This is a genomic window from Xanthomonas bromi (assembly GCF_900092025.1).
Classification (GTDB): Bacteria; Pseudomonadota; Gammaproteobacteria; order Xanthomonadales; family Xanthomonadaceae; genus Xanthomonas; species Xanthomonas bromi.
In genome coordinates this window covers 1-22,011 of the sequence record NZ_FLTX01000059.1, presented here as the reverse complement: position 1 = coordinate 22,011, position 22,011 = coordinate 1, and the positions used below count along the sequence as shown (strand labels likewise).

Genomic DNA, 22,011 nt, shown 5'->3' with positions numbered 1-22,011 from the left:
CTGCGATCGAGCAAACCCGGCTCATCGCATCTCCTGCCGATGCAGGAACCAAGCGCAGGCCAGCAGATCCGCACTGCCGCCAGGGCTCAGGCGGCGCGCGACGAACTGCCGGCCGATCGCACGCAAACGCGCGCGCCACTGCGGTTGCGCAATGCCTCCGTCGGCAAGGAAGGCCGCTGCCTGCGCTTTGGCAAACGCCAGCCCGTCGCACCCACCACGATGCAGCAGATTGAGATCGTCCACTGTGGCGATGAGCTGCATCAGCGTCTGCGCCAACGCCGCGTCACGCGTGGCGCCACCGTCAAGCGCGCTGCGCAACGCAGGCAGTGCGATCTCGCGCAGCAATGGATATCCCGCGGCGGCCTGTTCGCGCACACCACCGATGCGGTACTGCGCACGCACGCGCTGGCCATGGCTATGCGGGTTCAGTGGTGCGGCCAGCAACGCATCGCGCCACATGCGTACGCCATCGCACACCTGTTTTGCCGTGGGTCGCTGCCCATGCGCAGCACGCAAGCGTGCCGCCTGCGCCGTCAGCAGGCCCAGGCTGAAGATCGCACCGCGATGGGTATTGATGCCGCACGTGGCGCGCAACATCGCGGACTCGGCTTCGATGCCCAGCTGACGGAGGCGCTCGAATGACGCGTGCTCGATGCCGGCTTGCGCGATGGCCACAAAATAGCCACGCACCGCGAACAGGCTACGCACAAAGGTGGATGCATCCATGTCGGTGTGACTACCACTGTCGAACCGCGTCACCAAGCCCGGCTTGGGCGCGCAGGCCAGCTCCGCATGCAGGGCGCCAACCGCCAGACGGCCGAGCTGGCGTGCCACATCGCGCGCTGTCGCAGGCGTATCGACAACAGACATTGCGTGCAGCTGTGCCTTCATGCCGCACTCCAGACCGGAAACAGCGCAGTGCGCGGCAACAGTCGGCATCCCTGATTGGACTTCACCAACAGCTTTTGCGTGTGACTGGCGTATTCGCGCCAGTTCACCGCGTTGTCGCCGGGCAACAGCAGCTCGCCATCGGCACGCAGCCCATGACGCTGCTCCCAGCGCTGCACTAGCGTCACCACCGCGCGCGCTTGCTCGGGGGTTTCGATGGACCACAGCAGGTCCAGATCCGATTGCGCATGCACATATGCCAGGCCGGTCAAGGCTTGCCAGGCGAAGCTGCCGAAGACGCGCGCGTGCAGCGATTGCGTTTGGGCATCAATGTCTAAGGCCTGCAATGCCGGCTGCAGCGCGTCGGGCGCGTGCGTCAATACCGCATCCAGTGCCAGCGGCGCGGTGCAACGTGCGATCTCGGCCACGTGCGCCTGCAGTGCCAAGCGCTGCTTGCCCTCGCTGGGTGGCAGCGGTACACCAAGCCGCAGGGTGCCTGCCGCCTGGCTGCCATCGCCACGCGCCACCACTGCTGGCAAGCCGGCAGCGAACCACTGCTGCAGCCGTGGCTGTGCGCCAGGCGTGATGGCCTGCCACTGCGCATCGTCGCGCAACCACACCAGGGCGTGGCGGGGCGCCATGCTCAGACCTCGCCCGCGGCCACGGCGGCAGCGACATCGCGCGCCAGAGTGCGCCCGCCGCGTTGCGCGCCGAGTGCACGGCGCTGGTCCCCGTCGGCCGGCGCGGCCAGTGCATCGAGCAGTGCCTGGGCCAGATCGCCATCCCACAACGATTCCACCGCGCCCATGCGCACGTAATTCTCCACGCCAGGCGCGAACACCGGTGAGCTCTTGCTCAGCGCCTGCAAGGTGTCTATCGATTGTTTGGTCACACGCGCCATCGCGCGCAGGTCCATGACGCGGATCTGCGCATCGGGCAGTGCGTGGATATGGTCGGCCATCAACCCGAACGACAGAAACCCACCGCTGACCGATTCGCCATAGACCAGCGTGACCAGCCGCGCGCCGCGCTTGCGTGCCAGATCCAATGCACGTGCCAGGTGCGCGAAATAACCGTTGATGCCGAGCAATTCATCGCGCCGTGCCAGCCGTTGCCCGGCGGTGTCGGCCAGCATTACGATCGGTCGCTGCGGGTGTGCGCGTGTGCTCGCCAACACGGTGGCAGCCAACGCCAACGCGTGGTCGACCCCCACTTCGAGCTTGTTGGCGGTACCGATCACCGTGACCTCGCCGGCGGCGGTGGTCGCACTGCCGGTGAGCACATCGTCGTTACGCGCGATGACATGACCGCGCGGAAACAGCTGATCGAGCAGGCGATTCAGTTCCATGGAACGCTCCGGGCTGCAGTCGCGGCAACAAAGGCTTCGGTGTCCAGCAGCGGCAGGCGCTCTGCATCGACGATGCCTTGGCGCTTCCAGATGTCCAACCCGTCGCGACACTCGCCGTAGGCAGCGATACGTGCGGCCAAGTGATGCTGGGCCTGTTCCAACGCTTGCAATGCGGCGTCGCCCGTTGCTTCGTCGAGTACGTCGAGCGTGGTCAGCGCGGCGTCGGCGAAGGTGCCGATGCGGTCGGCCACCAGCATTTGCGCTTCGCCAAGCAGGTAGCGATGTTTGCCGCCGGTCACGCGCCACACCAGGGCACGATCGCGCGCATCGAACTCTTCCACCCCGCGCACGGTTTCGATCACGTCCGGGCCGGACAGCGACAAGCGGCCTTCTTCGGACATGATGACCGCGCTGCAGCAGCGCGCCACGATGCCCATGCCACCGAAGGCACCGTTCCCGCTGCCGATCAACGCCAGCACCGGCACGCCGGCGGCACGTGCATTCAAGGTGGCACGCATGATTTCGGAAATGGCGATGAGCCCGGCATTGGCCTCATGCAGACGCACACCGCCAGTGTCGAGCAGCAACAGCACTGCCACCGGTTGCGTGGTTGCCGCGCGTTCCAGCAGGCCGGTGAGTTTGGCACCGTGCACTTCGCCCACGCCGCCCCCCATGAAGGCGCCTTGCTGCGCGGCGATCAAGACGCTGCGGCCGTGCAACGTGCCTTCGCCCACCACGATGCCATCATCGAAGGCGCCGGGTGTCTCAAGTTGCGCAAGATGCGGGCTGATCAGGCGGCGACGCGGGCCGACGAATTCGCGAAAACTGCCGGCATCGAGCAGACCATCGATCCGTTCGCGCGCATCGGCCTCGTAGTAGCTGCGCTCGGTCATGGGAACGGTGGCGCTCATGCGTCGGCCCCCTGCAAGACATCCACTGCCTGTGCCAGGCGCAAACTCACCACCGCCGGCGTCGCGCCGACATCGTTGATGCTGATGCGCACATCGCGCAAGGGATGGCGTGCAGCAAAATCATCCAGCACCGCCTGCCAGATCGTGCCGAAGCCGCGTGCGACGGTCAGGATTTCGATCTCCATCGCGCCATCCAGCGGCACGCGCTCGACCAGCACTTCCAGGTTGCCGGAGGCGACCACGCCGACCAGCGCATGTTCCAGCCCGGCGCGTGCACCACGCTGGCCATCAAAGCGATATCGCAGGGTTTCCATGCTGTGCCCTTACCAATTGCGAAAACGTTTCGGCGGGTCGTACAACCCGCCGGACCAGCGCACCAGGTCCTTGACCGTGCGCGCAGCGAGCAGGTCGCGCGTGGCATCGCGCGGACGAATGCCCAGATCGTCCGGCCGCTTGATGACGCCGCGGTCGCGCAGGTTTTCGACCATGCGCTTGTCGCGCCCTAAGCCCACCGCGGTATAGCCGGACACGCCACGGATCGCCTGTTCGCGCTCCTCCGGCGTGCGGCACAACAGCAGGTTGGCGATGCCTTCTTCGGTCAGCACGTGGCTGACGTCGTCGCCGTAGATCATCACCGGCGGCAGCGGCATGTTGGCGCGTTCGGCCAGTTCCCAGGCATCGAGCGTGTCGACAAACGCCGGCGCCATGTGTTCGCGGAAGGTTTCCACCATCTGCACGACCAACTTGCGCCCACGCGGCATCTCGCCGGCGCGTGCCGCTTCTTGTCCGGCCTTGAGCCAGGCGGCGCTGGCATGCCGACGGCCGCGCGCATCCGAGCCCATGTTGGGCGCACCGCCGAAGCCGGCAATGCGATCGCGCGTAGCGGTGGAACTATTGCCTTGCAAATCGATCTGCAAGGTGGAGCCGATGAACATGTCGCAGGCGTACAAACCGGCGGTCTGCGACAGCGCGCGATTGGAGCGCATGCTGCCGTCGGCACCAGTAAAAAAGATGTCCGGGCGTGCGGCGATGTAGTTCTCCATGCCCAGCTCGGAGCCGAACGAATGCACCGAGTGCACGAAGCCCGACTCGATCGCCGGAATCAACGCCGGATGCGGATTGAGCGCCCAATGCCGGCAGATCTTGCCCTTCAATCCCAGCGATTCGGCATAGGTTGGCAGCAGCAACTCGATTGCGGCGGTATCGAAGCCGATGCCGTGATTGAGCCGGTCCACGCCGTATTCGGCATAGATGCCCTTGATGGCCATCATGGCCATCAACACCTGGATCTCGGAGATCTGCGCCGGGTCGCGGGTGAACAGCGGTTCGATGTAATTGAGCTTGGGTGCTTCGGTCACGAAGTCCACCCAATCGGCCGGAATATCCACGCGCGGCAGGGTGTCGACGATTTCGTTGACTTGCGCGATCACGATGCCGCCCTTGAACGCGGTGGCTTCCACGATCACCGGCGTGTCTTCGGTATTGGGGCCGGTGTAGAGATTGCCGTGGCGATCGGCGGCCTGCGCGGTGATCAGCGCAATGCGCGGGGTGAGGTCGATGAAGTAGCGGCCGAACAATTCCAGATAGGTGTGGATGGCACCGATCTCGATACGGCCTTCGCTCACCAGCCCGGCCAGACGCGCGGCCTGCGGGCCGGAGAACGAAAAGTCCAGGCGCTTGGCGATGCCGCGTTCGAACACGTCCAGATGCGCGGCCAGCGACAACACCGACTGCACCATGTGCAGGTCGTGCACGCGCGCCGGGTCCACCTCGGTCAGGCAGCGCGCCAAAAAATCGGCCTGCTTCTGGTTGTTGCCCTCCAGGCACACCCGGTCGCCGGGTTCGATGACCGCTTCCAGCAACGCCACCACAGCGTCGGCAGCCACCACGCGCCCCTGCGGCGCCAGCGCGGCGGCACGCTGCAAGCGCTGACGCCGGCTTTCGGCCTGGGTGTCCCACTGTCGACTCATGCCTCTGCCTCGCCGGGCCAGACCCGTAATGTCAAATTAATTACATCGTAATTATGAGGTGCATGGGTGTCTAGTCGCATTGCAGCATCTGCGCTTGTCGTCGGATGAACAGCCAGCCACACCGTAGGAAAGCGCTTGTGGATCGGCAAACGTCGATATATCGTTTCGCCACGCGTCGATATATCGAATGAAACAGCACGCCTTCACTTCCTCGCTGGCTGAGCTCGACGCACCGCCTGCCCCTGGTCGCGGCACCGGCGCGCGGACGCGGCCGCTGGAGCACGACGATCTGCGCCTGCTGTTGCTCGCCCTGATCGCCGAACGCCCGCGCCATGGCTACGAGTTGATGCGACAGATCACCGCGCTCTTCAAAGGGCTGTACACGCCCAGCGCCGGTACGATTTATCCGGCGCTGGCGCAGCTGGAAGCTGCCGGCTGGGTGCACACCGATCTGGACGCCGGCCGCAAGCGCTATCGGGTCACTGCCGCTGGCAGCGATTACGTTGCGCAACAACGCGATGCGCTCGACGCCGCCCTGGCCCGCCCCCATCAGCGCGCGCGCGCCTTGATCAAGTCACAGACGCCGGCACCGATTCGCGAGGCGATTCATCGCATCAAGCATGGCTTGTTCGCGCGCCATGGCCAGTGGAGCGACGCAGAGACGCAGCGGATTGCCGCGTTACTGCATGCCGCTGCCGATGGCATGGAGCAGGACGGCGACTGAGCGAACCAGCTGCTCCACACCCACCCTGCCGCGCCTCCGCACGGTACCTTCAGGAATCGCATCAGATGGCTGCACACACCAACACGCAACTCCGTCGCGACCCCCGCCTGCGCACCGTCGAGGTGCTGCGCAGCGAGGCGCTCACCCCGCAGATGTGCCGTATTGTGTTCGGCGGCGGCGAACTGGCCGGCTTCGACAGTGCTGCGCCAGACGACCACGTCAAACTGTTTTTCCCAAACGCCGACGGCGCCTTCGTGCTGCCGACCATGACGCCGGACGGCCCGCGGTACGACGAAGGCGCGCTGCCTTCGCCCGCGCGCGACTACACGCCACGCCACTTCGACCCGCAAAGCGGCGAGCTGAGCATCGACTTCGTGCTGCATGGGGACGGCGTGGCGTCCAGTTGGGCCGCGCAAGCGCAACCCGGCGATCTTCTGAAGCTCGGTGGCCCGCGTGGCTCGTTTCTGGTCGCCGACGACTACGACCACTATGTGTTGATCGGCGACGAGACCGCGCTGCCGGCGATCGGCCGCTGGCTCGAAGCGATGCCCGCCGACATGCAGGCCGAGGTCTTCATCGAGATCGCCGATGCCGCCGAACGGCAGGAACTGCTCAGCGCCGCCGATGTCCGGGTGAACTGGCTGGAACGCAATGGCTTCGATGCTGCCAGTAGTACCCTGTTGGAAGACAGCCTGCGCGATTACGAGCCAGAGGACGGCGATACGTTCTACTGGATCGGCGCCGAGTCGATGCGCGCGCGCGCCATGCGCAAGTTCCTCGAAGAACACCTGGGCGTGGACAAGGACGATGTGCGTGCCAAGGGCTATTGGAAGGCGGCATCGGATGTCTAAGCGGTGATTGCGAGTTGAACCAGCTCACGTAAGATGGGATGCAGCAATCGCAGGCCATGCAACTGCCGTCCTCCTGGGCAAGGATGAAGCGAGATGCAACTATGAAAAAACGTTCAGAAGATAACCACCGTCGCCTGTTGAAAGCAGTAGCTACTGCCGCCCTTTTGGCAGCGTCACCCTTCGTCATGTCTTCAGGGCAGAATGGAGATCCAGCGACCCAGCACCTCGTTGCTTCGGAACGTCAGTTATTGGACGTCAGAGTTCGTGGCGACCTTAGCGGCAGAGATGTGGAACTGCAGCTCATGCCTGGCGAGCTGTCTCCTGTCTTCAAGCTGCCTGACAACAGAACCTATCGTGTAAAAGCCTCGATGATTCGGACTGACCCCAGGTTCGGACCGAACTATGCATTGGTTTTCGCAGACGCGTCCGGCGATCCGCTCAACCGGATGAACATCGCAAGCAATACAACCGCGACATTTGGCGAACAGCACGTACAGGTGTATCTGCTATCGCTGGAGCAAGCCACGCAGGTTCAAGGCGTGTCCAAAGCGCAAGGGCGTTATCGGTAAGCCGCCTCATCATGGAGGTCCTCAGCGTCAGGACCTCTTTTGTTGGGTGGCACGCGATGCGCGCCAGCTCACGATCCCACAGGCCAGGAGCGCAGCGCCGGCAAGTCCGTCTGCACTGCGCCGGATCGAGACGTTTGCGTAGCCAGGCCAGCGCGACCGGCAACGGACACAGGGCCTGGCCGTGACAACCCGGCAATACCAGGGTGGACAAGGCCAGCGCGTCGCCATCGAAGTGCGCGCTGCGCAACGCCGCCATGCTGGGCATCAAGGTCCACACACGCAGCAACAGCGCGCCGTTGCGTTCGAGCACGTCCAGCACCAATGCGCCGCCGGGTGGATAGTCGTCGGGGCGATCGCTGCGGTGCCAGTCAACGCCGAGCAGGCCGCCGAGCGTGGCCAGGTTGGTGTCGTGGCCGACCAGCACGAGCAGACGGGTGGATGGCGGCGCCAGCGCCGCCACCGACGGCGTTCGCCCAACGGCTGCCTGCACGGTGGCCAGCAGATGCGCGGGCAGGTTGGACGCCGCCGCGCGGGCGACCGGCAACGGACGCTTGCTCTGGGCGAACGAGGCGTTGTGCAGGGCAATCCATTGCGCCACTGCGGCGCGATCCACCCGGCCCAGCCCAGCCGTGCGGCATCGAAGCCTTCGACGTCCTCCAGCATCAGGTTCTCGCACAGGCCGCCGGCCAGCTTGAGGGTGCTGGCGGCGGCCGGCGAGCCGTCGCGCGTGGCCGGATCGTAGAGCAGGCTGTCCGGCGGCGGCACGACACAGCACCCGTGCTGGCAGGCGCTCAACACCGCCTGCAGTTGCGCCAACCGCGCACGGGTGTCGGCTTCCAACCGCACCGGCGATGCCGGCGCCTTGTCGCCATCGAACACGACGTTGCGCTCGCCCTCCTGCAAGGCCTGGTAATGCAGCGTGCAATCCGGCGCCATGCCCTGCAGCAGCGCCCTGCGCGCTGTCGTGATTACGGGCAGTGCTATCGGCGAGGGTGACGATCTGTTCGGCACCTGCGCAGCCACTGGCCGGCAGCCCGAGCGGCGGCGCCAACAGCGCGCGATAGCGTGCGCCCAGCACCTGCATGCCGCCCCGTCCGTGCGGGGTGTCAGCTGGCCCGCTGCCACCGGCCATTGCGGCCATGGCTGTGCGCTGTAGCGATCCAGCCCGGTGTTGGGCTGGGCCGGCGCGCGGATGCCATGCCGCACCAGCACGATGGTCAGGCGCAGGTGCGCGGTCGCTGCGGCGCATCTGTCGTGGCGACCGCTGCCGCCGTCGGCATTCCCTTCCCCGCGCGCGGGAAGGTGCGCGAAGGGCGGAGGCAGGCGACAACCAAGCCCCGCCCTGCGGGCACCCTCTCCCACTGACGGAAAACGAGCGGCATGCGTAGTGCGGCGCCGAAAATGCAGAAGCCCGCCTTCCGGCGGGCTTCTGCGTGACACGACGGTGCGCGCTTACTTCGCGGGAGCGGCGCCGCCAGCCTTGGCCTGCAGGGCTTCGGTGGTGATGCGGATCTTCACTTCGTCGCTGACGTTCGGGGCGTACTGGCCCAGGCCGAAATCGCTGCGCTTGATGGTGGTGGTGGCGTCGAAGCCGGCCGCCGGCACCTTCTTCATCGGGTGCTCGCCACCACCATTGAGGGTGACGTCCAGCACCACCGGCTTGGTCTGGCCCTTGATGGTCAGATCGCCAGTGACGGTCAGCTTGTTGGTGCCGGCAGCTTCCACCTTGGTGCTCTTGAAGGTGGCGGTCGGGAACTTGGCCACGTCGAAGAACTCGCCGCTCTTCAGGTGTTCGTCGAACTTGGCGGTGAAGCTGTTCAAGCCGGACAACGGCAGGGTGACCTGCACGGTCGACTTGGTCACGTCGGCCGCGTCGTACACCAGGGTGCCGTCGACATTGCCGAAGTGCGCGCTCGGGTTGGAGAAGCCGAAGTGGCTCCACTGCGCCAGCACGTCGGTGTGGCTCGGGTCGAGCGTGTAGGTGCCCGAGGCCACTTCCACGGCCGGGGCGGTCGAAGCAGCCGGCGTCGCAGCCGGGGCCGGCGTGGTGGCAGCGGCATCGGCCGGTGCGGTGGCAGCAGCCGGGGTTTCAGCGGCCGGAGCGGCGGCGTTATCGGCCGGCTTGGAGCAGGCGGCGATGGCCAGGGTCAGGGCGAGCGGCAGCAACAGCGTGTGGGTGGTCTTCATTGGAACTCCATGTGATGAGAGACGCGTTGGATCAACGCGGTGGGACAGATGCAGACGGACGAGGACTGCAGGAAATCGAGAAACCATGTACGTCCAGACAGTGAGCCAAATCAAGCGGCCAGCCGGCGAACAGCCAACTGCATCGCTTGAACGCGGTAGGCATAAGCGGTGCACCGGGGGGCTCACGCGCTGCGTCCCCGCACGCATGCACCGCCTTACTCGAAGCGCGCGGCCTCGTCGAAGCTCAGGCGCGGCGAGCGCGGGAACAGCCCGGCCGGGTCGCCGTAGCCGAGATTGATCAGGAAGTTGGATTTGATCGGCGTACCGGCGAAGAACGCTGCATCCACCTTGGCGTTATCGAAGCCGGACATCGGGCCGGCATCCAGTCCCAGCGCACGCGCAGCCAGGATCAGGTAGGCGCCCTGCAGCGAGCCATTGCGGAACGCCGATTCGGTGCGGCCTTCGCGCGGACCGTCGAACCAGCTCTTGGCGTCGGCATGCGGGAACAGGTACGGCAACTTCTCGTGGAAGTCTTCGTCGTGCGCCACGATCACCGTCACCGGTGCGGCCAGGGTCTTGTCGGCATTGCCCTCGGACAGCGCCGGCTTGAGCTTGGCCTTGCCTTCGGCGCTGGTCACGAACACGAAGCGCGCCGGGCAACTATTGGCCGCGGTGGGGCCCCACTTCACCAGCTCATACAGTTCACGCAGCACCTCTTGGCTGACCGGCGTGTCGGCAAACGCGTTTTGCGTGCGGGCGGTGCGGAACAGCTGATCCAGTGCGGCGGCGTTGAGCGAGTCGGACATGAGCACTCCAGAAGAAGAGGTGGTGCGACGGTAGACTGCGACGTCGGCGCCAGTGTGAAGACCCGCAGTGTAGAGTGGCGCGATTGCCGCCACACGCGTTCAATCTGAAACAAATCTATGTCGGATCTGAAACGATGGGGGTGATCTGGGCGCTGAGCGACGGCCGTGCCGGCAATGCGCGTCAGGCCGAGGCACTGGCGCGTGCGCTGCACCCCGATGCTTTTCAGCCCATCCATCTGCATGCACACGCACCCTGGCGCTGGGCCGCGCCGCGTCTGCTGCCCGGCGCGCAGCAGGCGTTTGGCGCGGCATTCGGCCGACACCTGCAGCAGCCCCCAGCGCTGGCTATCGGCTGCGGCCGGCAGGCGGCGCTGGCCACCCGGCTGCTGCGCGCCCGTGGCAGCCGCAGCGTGCAGATCCTGGATCCGCGCCTGGACCCGCGCCACTGGGACCTGCTGGTGGTGCCCGAGCACGACGCCTTGCGCGGCAGCAACGTGCTCACCCTGCTCGGCAGCCTGCACCCGGTGGACGATGCCTGGCTGGCCGCCGGGCGGTCAGCCTTCCCCGGAGTGGGCGGCTTGCCTGGACCGCGGCTGGCCTTGCTGATCGGCGGCCCCACCGCGCAGGTGGCGTGGACGCCACAGGCGCTGGCGGCGCTGTGCACGCGCGTGAGCGCGCAACTGCGCACGCTCGGCGGCAGCCTGCTTGTTACCACCTCACGCCGCACTCCGGGCGAGGCGATCGCTGCACTGCGCGCGGCCTGTGCCGGCCTGCCGCATCTGCTGTGGTGCGACGCGCGCGACGGACCCAACCCCTACGCCGGCCTGCTCGGCTGGGCCGATGCCATCGTGGCCAGCGCCGATTCGGTCAACCTGCTCTCCGAAGCCTGCGCCACGCGCGTGCCGGTGGCCGCCGCGTTTGCCGAACAGGCACGCGGACGCGTGAGCACCTATCTGCAGGCGTTGCGGCAACGTCAGCGCTTGCACCGAGTCGATGAAGTTCTCGCCGGCGCTGTCGCTGTCGTTCCTGTGCACGAAACCGAGCGCATCGCCATGCAGGTGCGCGCACGACTGCTGCCATGACCCAAGGCCCGGCAGCGGGCCACCGATACAAGGACGATGCATATGACAAGGACGATCCACGCTGGATGGATGAGGCAGCCCCGGCGCCGGGCAATCGCGCTACTGGTACTCGCCGCATGACCGCTGGCCGCCACCGCGGCAGCACCGCGTTGCGCGCCACGTTACCCATCGCCGCAAGCCACCGCCGCAATGTTCGACATGGCCGCCTCCACCGCGCAGGCGCTGGATGCGCTGCCCGACGCCAAGGTGGTGCAGCTGGCGCGCGGCGGCCAGGATCTGAGCCGTTATGGCCTGAAACATAGCCACCTGGCGTTTGCCATGCGCGAGGCCGATGGCAGCTGGCGCGTGCGGCACCTGCTCAATCGCTGCAAGAGCGACGCCTCGCAACTCTTTGTCGAAGGCTTGAGCAATTTCGTCGGCGAAAGCGCGGTCAGCAACGATCTGCGTGTCGGCGTCCTGACGCCCGCGGTCCAACAGCGCCTGCAGGCAGTGTTGAGCGACTCCGGCGAGCTCGCGCATCGCCTGCATGAAACGCGCTACAGCATGGTCGCCTATCCCTTCTCCACCGACGATCAGAACTCCAACCAGTGGGTGCTGGAAGTGCTGGCCGCGGCGCTGGCAGCCGATGCGCAACCACCGACGGGCATCCGCGATCGCCGCGCCGCGCAGGCCTGGCTGCAAGCGGCGCGGTATCACCCCAGCCTCCTGCATCTGGATGTGAAGCAGCGCGTGGGCGCACGTTTTGTCGCCGCCAATGCCACCACCACCGATCATCCTGTCGGCGAGCGCGTTTCCGGCAACTACTCGGTGGTCACCGTCGAATCGGTGTTCGATCTCCTGCATCAACGCGACGCCCTTGCACAGGAGCTGTCGATCCCGCACGCCACCGCCACGACTGGAGCCACGCCATGACGCGCCTGCTGTTTGCCCGGTTTGCCGCTGCTCTGTCGCTCGCCACCCTATTGCCAACGTGCGTGCAGGCCGGGGAGATGACCACCCCAGCCGAGAAATCGCAGTTCTATGCCGCCCTGGCGGTGTCTGTCCCGGTGTTCGTCGGCAGCGCTATGGTCGCTTCTCCGTTCGTTGCCTCCTCGACGGCAGTAGACGCGATGCGCAATGGCAGCGGTCAACCGCGCGCAGGCACGCTGCCGCCGATGCGGGTCGACGCGGTGCAGACCTTGCCCGCGGGCGAACGCGAGGTCAGGCTGCAGGATCCGCAACAGCCTGAGGCGACCGTGATGCTGCGCTGGCCCGCGCGCCAGGACGACCCGGCAGCCGGGTTTCGGGTTGGCGACATGGTGTCGTTCCAGCCCAGCCCAGCCCGGCCGGCAGTGGCTGGACCGTGCATGCGCCGCAAGGCCAGGCCCTGGCGTTCCTGCCCACCAGCGACGCGGCGGCCTATACAGCAGCCGCAGCTGGTGATTTCAACGCGCTGAGCAACAGCGCTGCCTGCACGGCGATCACCTGCAGGCGGGCGCGTTGCGGGGCAACCGTCGGGCCACAGCGGCCACCGCCGTGGACCAGGGTGGCTGTCTATTCGGGTCGCGATGCGTGCGTGTTGCCTTCCTGCGGGCGGCGGTGACCTTGCATCGCCCATCGGTCGCGCACCCAACCCTCGAAGCGGAGCAAGAGCGCACAGCACTACCACGCACTGTGCGCTCTACCGCTCCCTCACCGCACCGACAAGGCAACCCCCTCGCCAGCACAGCGACACTGCCCGTTACGGATTGCTGGGAGAACGCGGAATGCCTGCCGGCGCGGCGTCCAGCGCACCGATCATCAACCGCACGATCGGGGTTCCCAGGCCGGTGGTGTAGTTGTATTTACCGGCGATCGGCACATCGTTACCGACCACCCCGTTATTGCCGGGGATGCCGCGGTGATAGGCCTCCGGGCCATTGGCGGCCAGGCGATACAGGTAGTCGTTGAGATTGCCTTGCCGGCCCTGCTTCTGCACGAGCAATGCGGCCGCGCTGGCAAACTCCGGCGCCGCCACGCTGGTAACGATCACCTTGTTGATGGCACCGGCAAAGTAGACGGACACCGAGCTGGTGCCCTGCTGACAAGGACGCACGGCGATGCCCGGGCAACCGCCGACCAGCATGCCCACATCGGGCAGGGTGCGCATCGAGGTCCGCGTGCCGCCTAGCGCGCGCAACTGATACGCCGGACGCTGGAACAGCGTACTGACGCCGCCACCGGCACCCCAGTAGCCGCCGCTGAGCAGTGCGCCGACGCCATAGGGATCCTCTGCTTTCAGCGGATCGGCAAAGGCGCTTTCGCTGACGTAGCTCGCATCCAGACTGCCCTTCTTGTAGGCGGTGCGCAGGTTGCCACCACCGACCGCGGTCACATGGGCATTGGCGGCAGGCCACTCCACGCTGGGGATGTAACGGCCGTTCTTGCCATGCACCATGTACTCCGCGTCCGGGCATTCCAGGCCGGCGTTGTCGCCGCTGGAGGCGACGAAGGTGATGCCCTGCGCGTTGCCTTGCTTGAAGACCGCATCGAACAGGCCTGCGACGGCGCTGAAATCTTTGCCATCGTTGTAGGCTGCGGTGAAAAACTGCTCGCAAATCCCGAACGAGGAACTGACCACGTCCGCCTCATTGTCCTGCACGATCTGCCGGTAGCCTGCCAGGATGGAATCGATGGTGAGATCGGGGACCACGTACAACAGCACATGCGCGCCCGGTGCGCCGCCAAGCGCCATGTCCACATCGAGCGTCGCCTCGCGCGCCGAATCGTCATTGCCGTCCTGCAGGCCGGGTTTGGCGCCAGCCACATAGCGGCGTGCGTACAGCGTCGGATTGGCATGGTTGCCGGCATACCGACTGAAGTGCTCGTGCTCGAACATCGCGGCGATATCCGAATCCAGCACGTCGCTGCTGATCAGGATGGCGATCGTGCTGCCGCTGCCGTCGAGCCGGTGTTGCTGCCCTGGCGCACCGATCATCGTCTGGTAGGACGGATAGCCGTAGGCCTGCTTGAGATCGTTGTACCAATAACTCGTGGTGCCCTCGCCATAGCGGTTGCTGGGATCGCTGGCCACCAATCGCGAATTCATGTGCGCCGGCGGCAGGCCACGGGTCAGGCCGGTGACGGTTGCACCGCTGGTACGCAGCGCCGCCGGCAGCTGCAGCGGAGCGGCAGCGGCCAGACGTGCCTGCTGGCCGGCCTTCAGATCGGCGACCAACGGCGCGGCGAACAGCCGCTCCACGCTGTCCGCGTTCGCGCTGACATGCAAGGTCGCTCCTTGCTGGACCACGCGCATATGCGCGGCCTGCAAGGCGGCACGCACCTGCGCCAGCTGCGCCGGCTCCGGGCCGAATCGGCGCTGGAACTCGGCCACCGACAACCACTTGTGGTGCTGGGGCGACAACGGATCGTGTACCTCCGCCAGCAAGGCGTCCAGGCCGGCCTGATCGCGCGATGGCAGATGCACGTCGAAGGACACCGGCGCTGCACGCAAGGTCGCCGTCATCGCGGCAATCCTGGCGTCGGGAACGGTCGTGGCCGCATTGGCGATGCCGACTGCGGCCAGCGAGGTAGACAACGCGACAGCCAGCAGGGGCCGACGGCGAATACGATCAAGCATGGTATCTCTCCGGGAGTAACGCGAATAGGCGAGGACGGAGTGGCAGCGCAGGGGGGGCACGATTGATCGCAGACCAACGATGCGCGTCATGTCCCCACCGAAACCCGAGGCATGTGTCGACGCGACCGATGGCTGCCCCGAACGCGCTACCTGCGACATGACCTTGCTGCATGCGGTAAACAGGGCCGCGAACTGTCGAGGTGCACCATCGCGACACTGCTGTCTTCAGCGGCTATCTTTCTGGGCATCGGCATATCGCTGGGATTGCACGCTCGACCATCGTTCATCACGACTGCGACGTGTGCAGTGACGATACGTGCGATGTTCGCTACCGAAATGCCGGCGAGCGAGATTGTGTCGCCGCCAGCGAGGCGCGCCGGCCCTGCCACAAGTGATGCTCCACGACACGTCGCCGCGTCGATGTCTAACGGTTGCACGCGCTCGCCGCGAGCACATGCACCTACGCATGCAGCGCACATGCACACGGCGACGGCACCTCCACTGTAGTGAGACCTGCCCTGTTCTGTGCAATCACCACGTCCCGACGATGCGGTCGATCGTGCGTGACGCGCACATGCAACCGATGAGGACACCAGGTCGCCGCAAAGAGACTTGCCATCTCGTCTGCCGGCAGAGCGTGCCGACGCTGTTACCGATCGTGTGGATCGCCACGAACGCACGCGCTTGTGCCCGCCAACGCGACGCAGGCAAGCGCCAAGTCGATCGCCGCGGGCCATCCAGGCATCCTCCCGCACGCAACGCACGATGGAGCCGTCACGTGTCGATGCTGTCGCGGTCGACAGCGTTGATGCACTGGTCCACATCCGCCATGGCGGGGATAATCACGTGCCCACTCAGCACCATGTCGCCATGCGTCTTGCTTCGTCGCCTGCGTTCGCACCGCTCACCGCCCGCGCATTGACCTGGGCTGTGTTGGCGATGGGTGCGGTGGTGCTGTTGTCCAACATCCTGGTGCAATACCCGATCAACGACTGGCTGACCTGGGGCGCGTTCTCCTATCCGTTGGCGTTCCTGGTGAGCAACCTGATCAATCGTCGCTTCGGGCCACGCGCGGCACGCACCGTGGCCTGGTGCGGGTTCGCGTTGGCGGTGCTGCTGTCGTTCTGGCTGGCGACGCCACGGATTGCGGCGGCCTCGTGCAGCGCCTTCATCGCGGCACAATTGCTGGACATCCGCGTGTTCGACCGCTTGCGCAACGGCAGCTGGTGGCGCGCGCCGATCGTGGCCACCACCTGCAGCGCCACCTTGGATACCACGCTCTTCTGGAGCATCGCCTTTGCGGGCGTGGGCCTGCCGTGGATCAGCTGGGCTGCCGGCGATCTGGCGGTCAAGCTGGGCATGGGCGTGTGTCTGCTCGGCCCATTTCGCGCGTTGCTATGGCGTAGCGCGCCGCGTCCGCAGACCGGATGACGCCCCAGCGTGTCCGTTGAGTGCAGCAGCGCCCCGGCCACCGCACTCACAGCGCTGTTTCATCCTTGCCCAGCGGAAACGCCAGGCCCTGCACCCGCGCTGCGTTGAAAACGATGCCACGTGCCTGCTGGATGGCCGGCGTCGGTGCGATCAGGCGCGGGCGGCAATCCAGCGTGCAACTCAGGCCGGCATCCACCAGCGTTGCATGCGCCTGATGCAGTGGTGCAGCGCTGTCGTTCGGTAGCCAGTGCGTGAGCGCCAGCGCGTCGATCAACGCCGGCGTGTCGCAGGCGTCGAGCAGCGGTGGGTGCTGTGCTGCCAAGCCGAGCACGCCGGCCTGCAGCACGAATTCCAGATCCACCAGGCCACCGGCACCTTGCTTGAGATCCAGCCGGGCGGCATCGCTGCGGTCCAGCTCGGTACGCATGCGGGCGCGCATCTTGCGCACATCTTCGTGCAACTGCTCGGTATCGCGCACCCGCATCAGCGTATAGCGACGCACCTGGGCAAATGCATCGCAAAGCGCAGCGTCGCCGGCAACCGCACGTGCACGCACCAGCGCCTGATGCTCCCAGGTCCAGGCGCGTTCGCGCTGGTATTCGCGGTAGCTGGCAAGCGAGGACACCAGCGCGCCCTTGCCGCCGTCCGGGCGCAGTCGCACATCGATGTCGTACAGCCGGCCGGCGCCGGTCTCGGCGGCCAGCAATGCCATCACCTTCTGCGCAAGCCGCGCAAACCAGCGCCCGGCTTCCAGTGGGCGCGTGCCGTCGGAGGCGTCCACCTCGGCTGGATGATCGTAGAGAAACACCAGATCCAGATCCGATCCGAAGCCCAGTTCCAGCCCGCCCAAGCTGCCGTAACCGACGATGGCAAAGCTGCCGCCGGGCACATGTCCATGCGCTGCCACCATGTCGCTGCGCGCCAGGTGCAGCACGGTCTGCACCACGGCTTCGGCAAGCCAGGCCAGTTGCCGAGTGCTCTCCACCGCCTGCTGGCGGCCATCCAGCGTGGCCAGTGCAATCCGGAAGCTCAGTGCAAGCCGATGTTCGTTGAGTTCACGCAGCGCCGCTTCGGTGTCGTCGATGTGCAAGCTGTCGGTGCAGGCCGCGTGCAGCGCTGCGCGATCCGGCAGCGGGCCGCTGATGCGGGTGTCGAGCAATTCATCCAGCAGCAACGGATACGCCGCCAGCCGCTCGGCCAGCAGCGCGCTGCGCGAGAGCACATCGACCAAGCGTGTCAGCGCGCTGGGTTGCTCGTCGAGCAAGGCCAGGTAGCTGGTGCGACGCAAGGTGGCCTGCAGCAGGCCGAGCATGCGGCGCACCGCCGCGTCCGGCTGGCTGGCGCGGGTGGCCGCATGCAGCAATGCCGGCATCACCCGATCCAGCCGCGCACGTGCGCTATCGGACAGCGCGCGCACGCCGGACGACTGCGCAAAGTCGGCCAGCACCTGATGCGCGCCGCCAGGATCGTTCAAGCCAATCCCCGACAACGGCGCTGCATCGCCCTGCGGTAGCGCGCGCCAGTAGTCGGCCAGCGCGTCCGGTGCGATGGCCCGTACGCGCGGAGCCAGCAGCTCGGCGAATTCGGCAGCAACGCGCGTGCGCTGCGGCGCCAGCGCGTCCAGCAGGGCCGACCAATCCGCGTAGCCCAGGCCCAGCGCAATGCGCTCGCGATCCAGCGGCGCCTGCGGCAATGCGTGGGTCTGGGCATCGCGCAACATCTGCAGGCGATTTTCCAGGCGGCGTAGAAAACGATATCCGGTGGTCAGCGCCTGGCCATTCTCCTGGTCGATCTGGCCTGCCGCCACCAGCGCCTGCAGTGCGGGCAACAGCCGGCGCTCGCGCAGACTCGGCTCGCGCCCGCCGCGTATCAGTTGCAGCGATTGCGCCAGAAATTCGATCTCGCGAATCCCGCCGGGGCCACGCTTGATGTCGTCCAGACGATCGTGGCGCGCCACTTCGGCGGTGATGGCCGCCTTCATTTCGCGCAAGCCGTCCAGCGCAGTGAAGTCCAGATAACGCCGGTAGACGAACGGCCGCAGCGTCTCCAGCCACGCTTCGCCGGCGTCGATATCGCCGGCCACCGCGCGTGCCTTGAGCCAGGCGTAGCGCTCCCAATCGCGTCCTTCGCGCTGGAAATACTGGTCCATGCCGGTGAACGACAACGCCACGCGGCCGGCGGTGCCGAACGGGCGCAGGCGTAGATCCACACGATGGCTGAAACCTTCGGCGGTGGTTTCGTCGAGCAATTTGGCCAGCTGCTGGCCCAACCGTGCGAAATATTCTTCTGCTGCCAATGGACGCGCGCCGTCGGATTGGCCGCCCTGCGGATAGGCGTATACCAGATCCACGTCCGATGAAAAATTCAGCTCGCCACCGCCCAGCTTGCCCAGCCCGAACACCACCAGCCGTTGCACGCTGCCGTCTTCGGCGATGACGTTTCCATGGCGACTGTCGAATTGCAGTTCCAAGGCGTGCAGGCCGCATTGCAGGCAGTTTTCGGCCAGCCGGGTCGCGCCGGCCAGGGTGGCGTCCACGTTGTCCAGATCGAGCACATCGCGCCATACCAGGCGCGTGGATTCGGCGCTGCGGTAGCGCCGCAATTGCGCAGGCCACAGCTGTGGCTGCGCTGGATCGAGCTGCGGTAATGGCAGCGGTGGCGGATCGGGGTGTGCCAGGTGCTGCAACAACGTCGGTTGCCGCGCCAAGGTGTCGAGCGCGAAATCGCTGGCGAGTGCGACCTGCGCAAGCTGCCGATCGAAATCGCCTCCCGGCCACTCCTGCTCGGCAGGCAGCGATTGACGGACACGCGCCACGGCCCGCTCGATCAGAGCGGTGAGCGCAGGAGACGGGGCAACGGTAGGCATCGACATAGCGGGATTCTGGCATCCCTGCCGCACAGGTGGTGCACGCATGGGCGCCATGCCACACAGCGATGGCCACATGGCATGCAGCATTTCGCCGCTTCGAACCTCTCGCTTACGCGGCCCTGACGACGCCCATGCTGCACTGCGGTTTTCGCACGAGGCCCCGCCATGTCGCCCACTCCATTGGCCGCCCAGTCGCTGCCCTCGCAGATCCCGCTGCACACCGATGGCAACGATCCTGCAGTGCCGCCCAGCCTGCCCTTCCTGCATCTGTGGACCGGACCGGATGGCAACAGCCGCCTCAACCTTTCGCAGCTGCCCGGCTTCGGCAGCAAGAGCGTGGGTGGCGGTGCCGCACCGCAGTGGTTGCGACCGTTTCCGGGCGAGGTGCTCGGCATCCAGTTCGCGGTGCTGCCGGTGGGCTGGGTGGGCGACTGGCATGAAAGCCCGCACCCGCAATGGGTCATTCCGCTGCGTGGCCGCTGGTTCATCGAAACCGGCGACGGCACACGCGTGGAAATGGGTCCTGGCGACATCCACTTCGGCCAGGATCAGGGCACCACCGATGCGCGCGGTCACCGCTCCGGCCAGCTGGGCGATACGCCCTGCCTGCAGATGATGGTGCAGTTCGCGCAATCGCCGGGGGCGGCGACCGCGCATCCGTTCGGCCATCCGGCGCCGCGTTGATGGACAGCCACTGCCGCGTCCGCTGCCCCGGTGCAGCCCAGCCGGCCGATTGCCCGCCACCCACCTCGCAGCACGCGGCGCTGGCGGCGCGGCTGGGCAACGCGCGCCTGCAGACCCTCTACGACCAGGCCACCTGGAGCGAGGGCCCGGCTTGGTGGGAAGCGCAGCGCACGCTCGTGTGGAGCGATGTGGTGGGCCGCCGCGTGCTTGGCTGGCGCGAGGACGGCGCGGTGGACGTGCTGTTGGACGCCACCGCCTTCACCAATGGCAATGCGGTGGATGCGCAACAGCGCCTGGTGCACTGCGAACATGGGCGCCGCGCGATCACCCGCAGCGATGTCGACGGCCGGGCGCATTTGCTGGTGGGGCGTTTCGAGGGCAAACGGCTGAATTCGCCGAACGATCTGATCGTGGCGCGCGATGGCGCGATCTGGTTCACCGACCCGCCGTTCGGGCTGCGCAAGCCCAGCCAGGGCTGCCCTGGCCTGCAGGAATTGGACCATCACGGCGTCTATCGGCTGCCGCCCGATGGCGGCGCCCTGCAGTGCATGGTCAGCCTGGATCACCCCAACGGGCTGGCGTTCTCGCCCGACGAGTGCGTGCTGTACGTATCGCAGACGCCCGAAGGCGGCTCAGGCGAGCCCGACATCACCGCCTTCGATTGGCGCGATGGGGCGCTGCACCACCGGCGCCGCTTCGCGGTGGTTCCCGATGGCCTGCCGGACGGCTTCTGCGTGGACCGCCAGGGCTGGCTGTGGAGCAGCTCCGGCGCCGGCGTGTGCATCTTCGACAGCGACGGCCAACGGCTCGGTCTGGTGCCGACACCGCAGACAGCCTCCAATTGCACGTTCGATCTGGAGCAACGGCGGTTGTTCATCACCGGCGGCAGCGCGCTGTGGCTGCTGGAGCTGCAGTAATAAGCCTTCGGCTCTGGCGACTGCAGCGCGCCCGGCAGTGGAGCGTCACCGGCGTTTCTGGCTGAGGCTCTGGCGCGAGTGAGCGCTCGACCCGGCAACGTTCAGGCAATAAAAAGCCCGCTTGCAGCGAACTGCCAGCGGGCTTTGCTCCCTCCCCCACGTCGGGATGCAGGAGCATAGTGCGCGCCCCGAATCCGACTTGCACGCTGCACTGCAAAACAATACTAAGCAGTACAGAACTGGTGTTTTTCTTCACATCCGAGCCAGCGCTGCGGCCGTCAGCGCAACAGCTCCGGCTGTGTGCGATACCACTCCGGCGCACGCAGGAGATGCCATTCGGGCACATCGCCGCGCAAGCCCACCGCCGCACTCAGCATTCCCCAGCGTGCCAATAGGCTGCCACTGCGCTGGCTGCCCTGCAATCGCAGACGCGCATCGACCTGAAAGCGTTCGTTGTGTGCCTGCAACCGGTCGACGATGACCGTCTCCCCTTGCCAGTGCGCGCGTGCGGTCACTTGTGCCTGCCCCGCATCAACCAGCCGCAGCATCCAGTCCGGAATCGAACGGTCGCGTGTATACAACGCCATCAAGAACGCCAGATCGCGCACCTGGATGCGCACACGCCCATCCACCCCGACCGGTTGTCGCCATTGCATGCGCGTGTCGTCCAGCACGATCCGCGCCCACCAGCCATCGCGGCGCTGTCCGTCCGGGCCGGTGAATCCGACATTGCGCAGCTGGATGCTGCTGGCATCGAGACTGAAATTTTCGGCACGCAGATCGCCGCGTTGCAGGCGCAGATCCGCTTCCACATCGCCGCGCAATGCCAAACCGGCAAACTGCAGCCGCGCTGCACGCGCACCGATGCGCAAACCGCCCTTGCCGATGCGTCCGCCCGGCTCGATCTGCAGATCGCCGCTGAGCACGCCATTACCGCCATCGAAACGCAGCTGCTGCTGCGGCAGATAACGGTTGTATGCGCGCAGATCCGGCACGCGGGCATCGGCGAACACCAGATGCGCGCGCGTGGCATCGCGCAGGCTGCTCAGGTTGCGCGCATCGGCGCGTGTCTGCAGATCCAGGCGCAAATCGCTGCCCTGCACGAACGGACGCGTTGGCGCATCGCGATGCGCGATCGAAAACTGCTGCATCTGTAATGCAAGCGCAGGCAGCAAA

General features: G+C 66.5%; 18 protein-coding genes and 3 pseudogenes. 9 read left to right on the top strand and 12 right to left on the bottom strand.

Annotation, left to right across the window (positions count from 1 at the left end):
• Nucleotides 1-21: 21 nt before the first annotated feature.
• The 6 genes from mdcB to mdcA are packed head-to-tail and all read right to left on the bottom strand — an operon-like array spanning nucleotide 22 to nucleotide 5,117.
• The gene (mdcB, locus tag XBLMG947_RS17115; protein ID WP_065469814.1) at nucleotides 22-891 is read right to left on the bottom strand and encodes a triphosphoribosyl-dephospho-CoA synthase MdcB; all 870 of its coding nucleotides are present in this window, start codon (nucleotides 889-891) and stop codon (nucleotides 22-24) included.
• Entirely contained in the window at nucleotides 888-1,529 is a 642-nt protein-coding gene (gene mdcG / locus XBLMG947_RS17110) for a malonate decarboxylase holo-[acyl-carrier-protein] synthase (protein WP_065469813.1), read from the bottom strand. Before mdcG ends, mdcB begins: the two co-directional genes overlap by 4 nt.
• A gap of 2 nt (nucleotides 1,530-1,531) precedes the next feature.
• Nucleotides 1,532-2,236 carry a biotin-independent malonate decarboxylase subunit gamma gene (gene mdcE / locus XBLMG947_RS17105; protein WP_065469812.1) on the bottom strand — a complete coding sequence of 235 codons (705 nt, stop codon included), beginning with the start codon at nucleotides 2,234-2,236 and terminating at the stop codon, nucleotides 1,532-1,534.
• A complete protein-coding gene (locus XBLMG947_RS17100) occupies nucleotides 2,227-3,129 on the bottom strand; it encodes a biotin-independent malonate decarboxylase subunit beta (RefSeq protein WP_181093296.1) in 903 nt (300 codons plus the stop codon). The genes mdcE and XBLMG947_RS17100 overlap by 10 nt, the downstream gene beginning before the upstream one ends.
• A gap of 14 nt (nucleotides 3,130-3,143) precedes the next feature.
• Nucleotides 3,144-3,461 (bottom strand): malonate decarboxylase acyl carrier protein, encoded by a 318-nt coding sequence (mdcC, locus tag XBLMG947_RS17095; RefSeq protein WP_065469810.1) that lies wholly within the window; start codon nucleotides 3,459-3,461, stop codon nucleotides 3,144-3,146.
• A gap of 9 nt (nucleotides 3,462-3,470) precedes the next feature.
• Nucleotides 3,471-5,117, bottom strand: a complete 1,647-nt coding sequence (gene mdcA, locus XBLMG947_RS17090; RefSeq protein ID WP_065469809.1) for a malonate decarboxylase subunit alpha — start codon at nucleotides 5,115-5,117, stop codon at nucleotides 3,471-3,473.
• 187 nt (nucleotides 5,118-5,304) lie between these two features.
• Between mdcA and XBLMG947_RS17085 the strand changes: the two genes are divergently transcribed.
• The 3 genes from XBLMG947_RS17085 to XBLMG947_RS17075 all read left to right on the top strand — a co-directional run bounded on the left by XBLMG947_RS17085 (nucleotide 5,305) and on the right by XBLMG947_RS17075 (nucleotide 7,261).
• Nucleotides 5,305-5,841 carry a PadR family transcriptional regulator gene (locus XBLMG947_RS17085; RefSeq protein WP_065469808.1) on the top strand — a complete coding sequence of 179 codons (537 nt, stop codon included), beginning with the start codon at nucleotides 5,305-5,307 and terminating at the stop codon, nucleotides 5,839-5,841.
• Between the two features lie 65 nt (nucleotides 5,842-5,906).
• Complete coding sequence (locus tag XBLMG947_RS17080; RefSeq protein ID WP_065469807.1) at nucleotides 5,907-6,692, top strand: siderophore-interacting protein; 786 nt, start codon at nucleotides 5,907-5,909, stop codon at nucleotides 6,690-6,692.
• 185 nt (nucleotides 6,693-6,877) lie between these two features.
• Entirely contained in the window at nucleotides 6,878-7,261 is a 384-nt protein-coding gene (locus XBLMG947_RS17075; RefSeq protein WP_065469830.1) for a hypothetical protein, read from the top strand.
• A 68-nt stretch (nucleotides 7,262-7,329) separates the two neighbouring features.
• Here the strand turns inward: XBLMG947_RS17075 and XBLMG947_RS17070 are convergent.
• The 3 genes and pseudogenes from XBLMG947_RS17070 to XBLMG947_RS17060 form a co-directional block, all read right to left on the bottom strand.
• Nucleotides 7,330-8,506 (bottom strand): annotated as a pseudogene (locus XBLMG947_RS17070) (histidine-type phosphatase); the annotation flags it as partial.
• 207 nt (nucleotides 8,507-8,713) lie between these two features.
• On the bottom strand, nucleotides 8,714-9,448 hold the full coding sequence (locus tag XBLMG947_RS17065) for a YceI family protein (RefSeq protein ID WP_083993204.1): 735 nt from the start codon (nucleotides 9,446-9,448) through the stop codon (nucleotides 8,714-8,716).
• A 215-nt stretch (nucleotides 9,449-9,663) separates the two neighbouring features.
• Complete coding sequence (locus XBLMG947_RS17060) at nucleotides 9,664-10,254, bottom strand: malonic semialdehyde reductase (protein ID WP_065469806.1); 591 nt, start codon at nucleotides 10,252-10,254, stop codon at nucleotides 9,664-9,666.
• 134 nt (nucleotides 10,255-10,388) lie between these two features.
• Between XBLMG947_RS17060 and XBLMG947_RS17055 the strand changes: the two genes are divergently transcribed.
• From XBLMG947_RS17055 to XBLMG947_RS17045, 3 genes and pseudogenes are all read left to right on the top strand, one after another.
• Nucleotides 10,389-11,336, top strand: a complete 948-nt coding sequence (locus XBLMG947_RS17055) for a mitochondrial fission ELM1 family protein (protein WP_065469805.1) — start codon at nucleotides 10,389-10,391, stop codon at nucleotides 11,334-11,336.
• A 123-nt stretch (nucleotides 11,337-11,459) separates the two neighbouring features.
• A complete protein-coding gene (locus XBLMG947_RS17050) occupies nucleotides 11,460-12,248 on the top strand; it encodes a DUF2145 domain-containing protein (RefSeq protein ID WP_167352039.1) in 789 nt (262 codons plus the stop codon).
• Nucleotides 12,245-12,758 (top strand): annotated as a pseudogene (locus XBLMG947_RS17045) (hypothetical protein). Before XBLMG947_RS17050 ends, XBLMG947_RS17045 begins: the two are co-directional and overlap by 4 nt.
• A gap of 298 nt (nucleotides 12,759-13,056) precedes the next feature.
• Here XBLMG947_RS17045 and XBLMG947_RS17040 read toward each other — a convergent pair.
• Nucleotides 13,057-14,934: a S53 family peptidase gene (locus tag XBLMG947_RS17040; RefSeq protein ID WP_065469804.1), complete on the bottom strand. Its 1,878-nt coding sequence runs from the start codon at nucleotides 14,932-14,934 to the stop codon at nucleotides 13,057-13,059.
• A gap of 870 nt (nucleotides 14,935-15,804) precedes the next feature.
• Here XBLMG947_RS17040 and XBLMG947_RS17035 point away from each other — a divergent pair.
• On the top strand, nucleotides 15,805-16,365 hold the full coding sequence (locus XBLMG947_RS17035) for a VUT family protein (protein WP_065469803.1): 561 nt from the start codon (nucleotides 15,805-15,807) through the stop codon (nucleotides 16,363-16,365).
• Between the two features lie 46 nt (nucleotides 16,366-16,411).
• Here XBLMG947_RS17035 and glnE read toward each other — a convergent pair whose 3' ends face one another.
• Nucleotides 16,412-19,237, bottom strand: a complete 2,826-nt coding sequence (gene glnE, locus XBLMG947_RS17030) for a bifunctional [glutamate--ammonia ligase]-adenylyl-L-tyrosine phosphorylase/[glutamate--ammonia-ligase] adenylyltransferase (protein WP_065469802.1) — start codon at nucleotides 19,235-19,237, stop codon at nucleotides 16,412-16,414.
• A 162-nt stretch (nucleotides 19,238-19,399) separates the two neighbouring features.
• Between glnE and XBLMG947_RS17025 the strand changes: the two genes are divergently transcribed.
• Together XBLMG947_RS17025 and XBLMG947_RS17020 are read left to right on the top strand one after the other, a co-directional pair.
• On the top strand, nucleotides 19,400-19,918 hold the full coding sequence (locus XBLMG947_RS17025) for a cupin domain-containing protein (protein WP_065469801.1): 519 nt from the start codon (nucleotides 19,400-19,402) through the stop codon (nucleotides 19,916-19,918).
• Nucleotides 19,918-20,835: an SMP-30/gluconolactonase/LRE family protein gene (locus tag XBLMG947_RS17020; protein WP_065469800.1), complete on the top strand. Its 918-nt coding sequence runs from the start codon at nucleotides 19,918-19,920 to the stop codon at nucleotides 20,833-20,835. The genes XBLMG947_RS17025 and XBLMG947_RS17020 overlap by 1 nt, the downstream gene beginning before the upstream one ends.
• 278 nt (nucleotides 20,836-21,113) lie before the next feature.
• On the opposite strand, the pseudogene XBLMG947_RS17015 reads toward XBLMG947_RS17020, so the two are convergent.
• Nucleotides 21,114-22,011 (bottom strand): annotated as a pseudogene (locus tag XBLMG947_RS17015) (hypothetical protein); the annotation flags it as partial.

Excerpts from the sequence above, each read along its gene's own strand:
- XBLMG947_RS17035 (WP_065469803.1), top strand. The coding sequence starts at position 15,805 with ATGCGTCTTGCTTCGTCGCCTGCGTTCGCACCGCTCACCGCCCGCGCA.
- mdcG (WP_065469813.1), bottom strand. The coding sequence starts at position 1,529 with ATGGCGCCCCGCCACGCCCTGGTGTGGTTGCGCGACGATGCGCAGTGG.
- XBLMG947_RS17080 (WP_065469807.1), top strand. The coding sequence starts at position 5,907 with ATGGCTGCACACACCAACACGCAACTCCGTCGCGACCCCCGCCTGCGC.
- mdcE (WP_065469812.1), bottom strand. The coding sequence starts at position 2,236 with ATGGAACTGAATCGCCTGCTCGATCAGCTGTTTCCGCGCGGTCATGTC.
- XBLMG947_RS17075 (WP_065469830.1), top strand. The coding sequence starts at position 6,878 with ATGTCTTCAGGGCAGAATGGAGATCCAGCGACCCAGCACCTCGTTGCT.
- XBLMG947_RS17065 (WP_083993204.1), bottom strand. The coding sequence starts at position 9,448 with ATGAAGACCACCCACACGCTGTTGCTGCCGCTCGCCCTGACCCTGGCC.
- XBLMG947_RS17060 (WP_065469806.1), bottom strand. The coding sequence starts at position 10,254 with ATGTCCGACTCGCTCAACGCCGCCGCACTGGATCAGCTGTTCCGCACC.
- mdcA (WP_065469809.1), bottom strand. The coding sequence starts at position 5,117 with ATGAGTCGACAGTGGGACACCCAGGCCGAAAGCCGGCGTCAGCGCTTG.
- XBLMG947_RS17040 (WP_065469804.1), bottom strand. The coding sequence starts at position 14,934 with ATGCTTGATCGTATTCGCCGTCGGCCCCTGCTGGCTGTCGCGTTGTCT.
- mdcC (WP_065469810.1), bottom strand. The coding sequence starts at position 3,461 with ATGGAAACCCTGCGATATCGCTTTGATGGCCAGCGTGGTGCACGCGCC.
- XBLMG947_RS17020 (WP_065469800.1), top strand. The coding sequence starts at position 19,918 with ATGGACAGCCACTGCCGCGTCCGCTGCCCCGGTGCAGCCCAGCCGGCC.
- XBLMG947_RS17085 (WP_065469808.1), top strand. The coding sequence starts at position 5,305 with ATGAAACAGCACGCCTTCACTTCCTCGCTGGCTGAGCTCGACGCACCG.
- mdcB (WP_065469814.1), bottom strand. The coding sequence starts at position 891 with ATGAAGGCACAGCTGCACGCAATGTCTGTTGTCGATACGCCTGCGACA.
- XBLMG947_RS17055 (WP_065469805.1), top strand. The coding sequence starts at position 10,389 with ATGGGGGTGATCTGGGCGCTGAGCGACGGCCGTGCCGGCAATGCGCGT.
- XBLMG947_RS17100 (WP_181093296.1), bottom strand. The coding sequence starts at position 3,129 with ATGACCGAGCGCAGCTACTACGAGGCCGATGCGCGCGAACGGATCGAT.
- glnE (WP_065469802.1), bottom strand. The coding sequence starts at position 19,237 with ATGTCGATGCCTACCGTTGCCCCGTCTCCTGCGCTCACCGCTCTGATC.
- XBLMG947_RS17025 (WP_065469801.1), top strand. The coding sequence starts at position 19,400 with ATGTCGCCCACTCCATTGGCCGCCCAGTCGCTGCCCTCGCAGATCCCG.